We start from the raw sequence: 4,780 nt of genomic DNA, 5'->3' as shown, positions 1-4,780 counted from the left end.
TCCCAGTACCGCCGGGCCGCGGAGGTCATCGACGCCCAGGTCTTCGCCGGCGGTGCGGGCACACGGCCGGTGCGACCACCCACACCGGCGGCGGAGGGTCGCGACCGCGATCGTGCACCGATCCCGGGATTCAGGAGACTACGGTGAGCGGCCCGCTGCTGCTGCCGACCTGGGCCCAGCTCGAGGCAACCCACCCGCAGGTCGTGGCCACGATGCGCGCCCACCTAGCTCAGGTCGCCGCCGTCCTACGACCGGGCAGCGTCGCCGGCGCCGACCTCGCACTACGCTCCTTCGCCACCTACCTCGCCGCGGAACACCCTGCGGTACAACGGTTCGGGACGTCGGACGCCCTCAGGTCGAGGGATTCAAGACGTGGGTCGCAGCCCGCCCCGGACAGAACAAGGCCTGCGTCACACCGGCCACCATCGCCCACCGCCTCGGCACCCTGCGGGTGTTCTTCGTCCGGATCGACGCATGGGGCTGGGACGAGGCCCCACCACGGGTGCCGATGTTCCTCGGCGACGTGCCCCGCCAGCAGCACGCCCTGCCCAAGGCCCTGGACGACCCGACCGCGGCCAAGCTGCTACGCGCCGCCCAAGCAGACCGAAGGATGCTCGTTGGGGTCACCGTCGAGTTCCTGCTGCGCACCGGACTACGGGTCGGGGAGTACACCGCCCTGACCGCCGACGCTGTCGTGCTCATCGGCGACACCCACTGGCTGCACATGCCGGTCGGCAAGCTCCACGAGGACCGCTACCTGCCGCTGCACCCACGCATCGTGCGGCTCGTCGACGCCTACCGCGCCAGGCACGTCCCACCCGGGCACCCGCTGCTGCTGCCCAGGGAGAACGGCAGAGGCCTCGACCGTCACTCCGTGACCCGAATGATCAACCGAGCCGGCGCCGCCGCCGGGCTGGCGCACATCCACCCCCACCAGCTTCGGCACACCCTGGCCACCCAAGCGATCAACCGGGCATGTCCATCGAGGCCATCGCCGCGATGCTCGGCCACAAGTCGCTGGACATGACCCTCGTGTACGCCAAGATTGCCAACCGCACTGTCGCCGAGGAGTACTTCACCGTCGCCGAGAAGGTCGAGGCTCTCTACTCTCACCCCGCGCAGCTGCCCGCCGACGCGCTCGGACCGAACATGGCCCGCCTGAGCCGCGAGCACCATCGGATGCTCGGCAACGGCTACTGCGTCCGACCCAAGGCGATTGACTGCCAGTACGAGAGCATCTGCGAGTCCTGCACGTTCTTCCAGACCACCATCGAGTTCCGACCCACCCTGCTGGCCCAACGCGAGGACGCCTGCGCCAAAGGCCAAACCCGCCGCGCCGAGATCTTCGACCAGCTCATCACCGGCCTCGGCACCACCGAGGCCTCTTGACACCGACCACCCACATAATGCCGATGAACGGTAGTCGCTGATCGGAGTTATGTGGGTGATCGGAGCCGTAGCTGGACGTTGCCGGGCCCTGCCCTTCGGTTTTCGTTATACGATTTCGTGATGGTGGGTGATGACCAGGTGACGGATGAGCAGATCCAGAAGTGGGCGGACGAAGCCGAGGCGGGGTATGACCTCAAGGAGCTGAAGCGCCGCGGGCGAGGACGTCCTGGGCGTGGGGCCGAGCCCACGCAGGTCATCGCCGTGCGGCTGACGGCCGAGGAGATCGCGGCGCTCGATGCTTACGCCGCGCGGGAGCACCTGTCGCGCTCTGAGGCGATCCGACGGGCCCTGGCCGGCTACGCCGCGTGAAGGTCCACCGCAGTGCGCTCAAGCACGGGGTCCTGCCTGAGGACGCGGTCCAGGCTGCCGACCTGTCGCTGTGGATCGAGCCCCTCGAGGAAGAGGAGTGGCCACGTCGCGAGCTGCGGCTCGGGTTCGACACGTAGGCGCGGCTGCTGGAGACCGTTGTGCTGATCTTCCAGAGCGGCGAGGAGATGGTCATCCACGCGATGCCGGCTCGGCGGCAGTATTGGGAGCTTCTGCCCTGATCCGAGGCGTGCAACTGCCGCGGCGAGGGCGTCTTCGCCGCCACAAAGGCCTGTGCTGGCGTCGGATGCCATGATCCAGAGATGCGAGCGGCGTACTGGGAACCGGCGCGCGAAGCGATCTACGAGACGGACGTCCCGGCCGAGGCCGGACGCGCGCTCATCGACGCCGTGCTCGGGCACCGATCGGGTCGCGGTCACCCCGCGTTGGAAGTGACCCGGCCCGACGGTTCTGGGCTGGTTGTTGGTACCGACGGGCAGCTCGCAATCGTCATGTGAACGGACTCATTCGGCGAATCCTTCCGCAGCGTGGGAGACGACCACGATTCACGGGTTCTGATCTACGACTATTTCGGGTCATGATCCGAGGCTCCAGGGTCTGCCCTGGTCGACTTGGATGATGCGATTACGTGCTTGGAGAGGTTCCTGACGACAGCTGCCCCGACAGCCACAGGGTCCTGTTCACGCCGGAGTGACATCCACTCACATGCCGCGAGTCGGGTGTATCAGCGCGTGGGTGCTTGGGTCGCAATGCCGCACTGCCTGGCAGAAGCAAGCCCGGAAGTGACCCCAGCAGCCCCTCGGCCCACCTCAGCTCCGCCTGTACGCGGCCATTTCCGGCCAAGCACTGGGCGGGCCTCGCCCTGCCGCGAGAGCCGACTCATCCGGTGCTCTCGGAACGGCGGGGTGAGAACGCACTGGCCCCGCTCCGCGGACCGGACGGCCTGCTCGTCGCGTGCCATCAACAGCGCGTGCCAGGTGAGCCCAAGGGTGGTTCGTCCATGACACGCCTCACCGCGGAGCCAGCTCCAGATGGGTTGGTCTCGGACCGAGGCAGCGCCTTCAGCAACGACACGGGCGAGCCGATCGTCCGGATTGTTGCGGGCCGGGTCGGGGAGAACGTCAAGCGCGTCACCGTCCACACGAAGGAGCAGGGCGACGTGGTGGCGACGGTACGGAACGGGTACTTCGCCGCGTGGTGGCCCGGGGAAACCTTCGAGGTCTCAACTGCACCGACTGCACCGCTTAGCATGGAGTTCTCGTTCACGGCTGGCCTGATCGACGGCTCGACGCGCGAGTTCAGCAGACCACCGGCTCCCCCGGGTGAGTGACGAACTGACTCACAATCCGGACGCGACAACGCCGATCATGATCGGACGCTCCTGAAGCGCCGAAACAACCCCTTCCCCGCAGCGACGCGCTCGGGCGTCGGCTGGCGCGATTCGCGATGACGTCGTGACCACGGGACGGGACGTGGACGTCTCCGCAAAGAGTCAACCCAACCACACATCGATCAGGTCACGAGTCGGCTTGGGGAAAGGCCTGGCAGGTTGGGATGGTCTCATCGGGTCCTTCGCACAGCACGATATGAAAAGGGATCTCGACTTCGCCGCGTTCGGACTCGTTGTGCCAGTACACCAATATTCCATCGGCGCGGGCCGTGCTGTCTCGTTCCTTGCGGAACTCGACAGCCAGTTCGGCGCCGCCAGGTGGCTGCCGGCATGTCTGGGAGACGGCGTCAGTTCCGTTGAATCCAGTTGCGACAAGGGCCCGGTCTTGTGAGCCGAACAGACTGGGGCTCAATGGCCGGACCGCGAAGCCGCTGACGGACAGTCCACCTTGGGAATTGACGGCGGCAACGCTATCAATCTGGACGGTGCCGACCTTGTCGAGGCAGATCGGAATGCTTCCGAATGTGTACGGGCGCGCCGAAGTGGTCGCTGGAAGGGACGCCCCGAATGGCAGGGTGATCGGTGTGGTCAGTCGTCCTTGAGAAGGCTCCTGTCGCCGCGTCGTGGTGGACACTGCGAAGGTGGCGGTTGCCAGCCCCACGCACACCGCGAGGATCAGGGCCGACCGGGGCAATCGTCCCGGTCGGCCCGCATCTTCGGGAGCGGTGTTCACCCGGCGGAGGCCGATGCCAAGGAAGATGAGACCCAGCCGGACGCGCTGTTGGCGCACAACGTGGTCCGCTTGGTCACGGTCCACGCGATCTCGGTGTTGGACTTCCACCCACTCTGGGCACTGACGTTGATCGGACCGATGTCCAGGCCCGCACCATACGTTACGTTCGTGCCCTGATACTTCGTGTAGGTGCCACCCCTGTACGTGGTGCAGGTGCTCCATGTGACGTGCGGCGTGTACGTGAAGTTCGAAAGAAGCGCATTGACGCTGTATGGCTTACGAGTGACTGACGGGCTACAACTGCTGTAGTAGTCGCGATAGTTGACCTTGTTCCAGACGTACGTGTCCGCGACTCCACTGCGCGACGCACTGGGCGCCATATTTGTGGACTGAGTGCCACTCTGCTTAAACCCCGAATTGCTACCGGTGGAACTGAAGCCGATGCCGAGTGTATGGTCGTTGCCGTTCTTCTGTATGACGGTCGCCAGCGCGCCGGACCAGGCGTAGGCCTGCATGAAAGTATTCCGGGAGACCGTAATGGATCGTGCCCGCGGACGTCACACAGATCTCTGAGGGCGTGGCCGCGATCCCGGCGCTTGACGCTTCGGTGCTCATGGCTCGCAGTTCGGAGATCGGCTTCGATCGCAACTGTTCAAACTGGCGGCCGTCGCGGGAACCAGTGGTCCGAGATGTCGAAGACGTGGGCGGTCGTGCAAGCCGCATCTGGTGGTCACGCGCTCCGCCGCGATTGACGTGACTCCCGGCCCGAGCTCGGAGCTCAGCAGCGCCACCTCGTGCTCAGCCGTACCCGGCCAAATCCGGCCATGGGTCCCAGAATGGGTCTTAGCGGCCAACAGCGAGGTGAACAAAACCGCGTCTGA

General features: G+C 66.0%; 8 protein-coding genes. 6 read left to right on the top strand and 2 right to left on the bottom strand.

The window, feature by feature from the left end:
• The first annotated feature begins 451 nt into the window (after nt 1–451).
• The 6 genes from ABF401_RS17845 (at nt 452) to ABF401_RS17820 (ending at nt 3,106) form a co-directional block, all read left to right on the top strand.
• On the top strand, nt 452–1,027 hold the full coding sequence (locus ABF401_RS17845; RefSeq protein ID WP_353510932.1) for a tyrosine-type recombinase/integrase: 576 nt from the start codon (nt 452–454) through the stop codon (nt 1,025–1,027).
• The gene (locus ABF401_RS17840; protein WP_353510931.1) at nt 976–1,389 is read left to right on the top strand and encodes a hypothetical protein; all 414 of its coding nucleotides are present in this window, start codon (nt 976–978) and stop codon (nt 1,387–1,389) included. Before ABF401_RS17845 ends, ABF401_RS17840 begins: the two co-directional genes overlap by 52 nt.
• A 120-nt stretch (nt 1,390–1,509) precedes the next feature.
• Nucleotides 1,510–1,758: a ribbon-helix-helix protein, CopG family gene (locus ABF401_RS17835; protein ID WP_353510930.1), complete on the top strand. Its 249-nt coding sequence runs from the start codon at nt 1,510–1,512 to the stop codon at nt 1,756–1,758.
• Nucleotides 1,755–1,895, top strand: a complete 141-nt coding sequence (locus tag ABF401_RS20570) for a hypothetical protein (RefSeq protein ID WP_502908280.1) — start codon at nt 1,755–1,757, stop codon at nt 1,893–1,895. Before ABF401_RS17835 ends, ABF401_RS20570 begins: the two co-directional genes overlap by 4 nt.
• 183 nt (nt 1,896–2,078) lie before the next feature.
• Nucleotides 2,079–2,273, top strand: a complete 195-nt coding sequence (locus tag ABF401_RS17825) for a hypothetical protein (RefSeq protein WP_353510929.1) — start codon at nt 2,079–2,081, stop codon at nt 2,271–2,273.
• Between the two features lie 503 nt (nt 2,274–2,776).
• Nucleotides 2,777–3,106, top strand: coding sequence for a hypothetical protein (locus ABF401_RS17820; RefSeq protein WP_353510928.1), 330 nt, complete (start codon nt 2,777–2,779; stop codon nt 3,104–3,106).
• A gap of 187 nt (nt 3,107–3,293) precedes the next feature.
• On the opposite strand, the gene ABF401_RS17815 is transcribed toward ABF401_RS17820, so the two are convergent.
• Together ABF401_RS17815 and ABF401_RS17810 are read right to left on the bottom strand one after the other, a co-directional pair.
• A complete protein-coding gene (locus tag ABF401_RS17815; RefSeq protein WP_353510927.1) occupies nt 3,294–3,956 on the bottom strand; it encodes a hypothetical protein in 663 nt (220 codons plus the stop codon).
• Nucleotides 3,896–4,414 (bottom strand): hypothetical protein, encoded by a 519-nt coding sequence (locus tag ABF401_RS17810; RefSeq protein WP_353510926.1) that lies wholly within the window; start codon nt 4,412–4,414, stop codon nt 3,896–3,898. Before ABF401_RS17810 ends, ABF401_RS17815 begins: the two co-directional genes overlap by 61 nt.
• Nucleotides 4,415–4,780: the final 366 nt, after the last annotated feature.

This window comes from Intrasporangium sp. (assembly GCF_040414665.1).
GTDB lineage: Bacteria > Actinomycetota > Actinomycetes > Actinomycetales > Dermatophilaceae > Intrasporangium.
This window is presented reverse-complemented; position numbering and strand designations above follow the sequence as displayed.